This is a genomic window from Massilia sp. CCM 8734 (assembly GCF_011682155.1).
GTDB lineage: Bacteria > Pseudomonadota > Gammaproteobacteria > Burkholderiales > Burkholderiaceae_D > Telluria_A > Telluria_A rubra.
In genome coordinates this window covers 1-1395 of the sequence record NZ_WHJI01000131.1, presented here as the reverse complement: position 1 = coordinate 1395, position 1395 = coordinate 1, and the positions used below count along the sequence as shown (strand labels likewise).

At 66.7% G+C, this 1395-nt stretch carries 2 protein-coding genes; both read left to right on the top strand.

Annotated features, from left to right (window positions below):
- Positions 1-239: 239 nt before the first annotated feature.
- Positions 240-491, top strand: a complete 252-nt coding sequence (locus F2P46_RS35825; protein WP_166899275.1) for a hypothetical protein — start codon at positions 240-242, stop codon at positions 489-491.
- A 156-nt stretch (positions 492-647) separates the two neighbouring features.
- On the top strand, positions 648-1226 hold the full coding sequence (locus F2P46_RS35820; RefSeq protein ID WP_166899277.1) for an HdeD family acid-resistance protein: 579 nt from the start codon (positions 648-650) through the stop codon (positions 1224-1226).
- The last annotated feature ends 169 nt before the right edge of the window (positions 1227-1395 follow it).

Genomic DNA, 1395 nt, shown 5'->3' with positions numbered 1-1395 from the left:
CCCCCCCCCCCCCGGGGCCCCCCGGCCCCCCCCCCGCCCCCCACACCTTTCCCGGGCCCCCCCCCCCCCCGGGGGCGCCCCCCCCCCCCCCCCCCGCCCCCCCCCCGCCGCGCGATTTCGCGCAGCGCGCGTTCGCAGGCGGCGTCAAGCTGCGCCGCACTAACGCGGTGCGCACGGATGGCGGCGCTGTTGAGCACGCGGATACCGCCGCTGGCGACCGCGCCCATGGCGTATTCCTCATGGCCTGGCAAGCCGAGCTTGCGCACGAGCAGGACGTCGAGCGCAAGGCCGAGCGCCTTGGCGATGGCGAAGCCGACCGGAACGCCGCCGCGCGGCAAGGCCAGCACCAGCGCGTCGGCGCCAGCGGCGTGGTGGGCCAGCGCCAACGCCAGGAGCTTGCCGGCCTGCATGCGGTTTTTGAAGTGTCGGAGGGGTGCCATACCTATTCGACAGATGAACGGCGCTTCGGTTGCACGAATGTCGAGAAATGATGATGTTCTTTTCAAAGCCCGGCGCGATCGGGCCGGGCGACCCGCCTTCGCATTTCGTCATTTTTATGGCGCACGATTGATCTGGCGCAGGGCTTGCGTCTGCGCGCCGATCAAAACCGCGCAGGCGCTGTCTGATTCAGCAGGGAGGAGACATCCATGAACGAAACTTTACTGCGCAATTGGTGGTTGCTCGCTGTGCGCGGCGCCATTGCCATTGTGTTCGGTGTGCTTGCCCTTGCGTGGCCCGCAGTCACGCTGCTGACCCTGGCGGTCCTGTTCGCCGCGTTCGCGCTGCTGGGCGGTGCGGTCTGGATCTTCGGCGCCATCAAATACCGCGGCGAAGACCGGCACTGGTGGATGCTGTTGCTGCTCGGCCTCGTCAGCCTGGCCGTCGGCGTGCTGGCCACGTTCAACCCGGCCATCACCTTGCTCACGCTGATTCTCCTGATGGGGGCCAATGCCGTGGTCAGCGGCGTGCTCGATATCGTCATCGCCATCCGCGTGCGCAAATTCATCCGTGGCGAGTGGCTGTTGCTGCTCAGTGGCGTGGTGTCGATCGTGTTCGGCCTGATCGTCCTGCTGTTTCCGCTCGGGGCCGGCGCCGTCCTGCTGGCCGCCATGGTCGGGGTGTATGCGATCGTTACCGGTGTGTTGCTGCTCGTGTTGTCCGTGCGGGTGCGGACCTGGTCGCGCATCAATGCGGGACGCAGCAGCCCGGCGGCGGGGACGGTGTAGCGAGCACAGGCATGGCGCGCATCCGGACAAGCCTGCGCGCGCCATGCCTCGCTGGTGGCGTTAGCCTAGTCTTACTGTGTCACAAAGTAAGTTTAATCTGAAAGCAGCAAGGGCAACGCTGTAGTTGAGTTGCGATTGCACTGGCGATGAGCGCGCGTAGCGTTGTAAT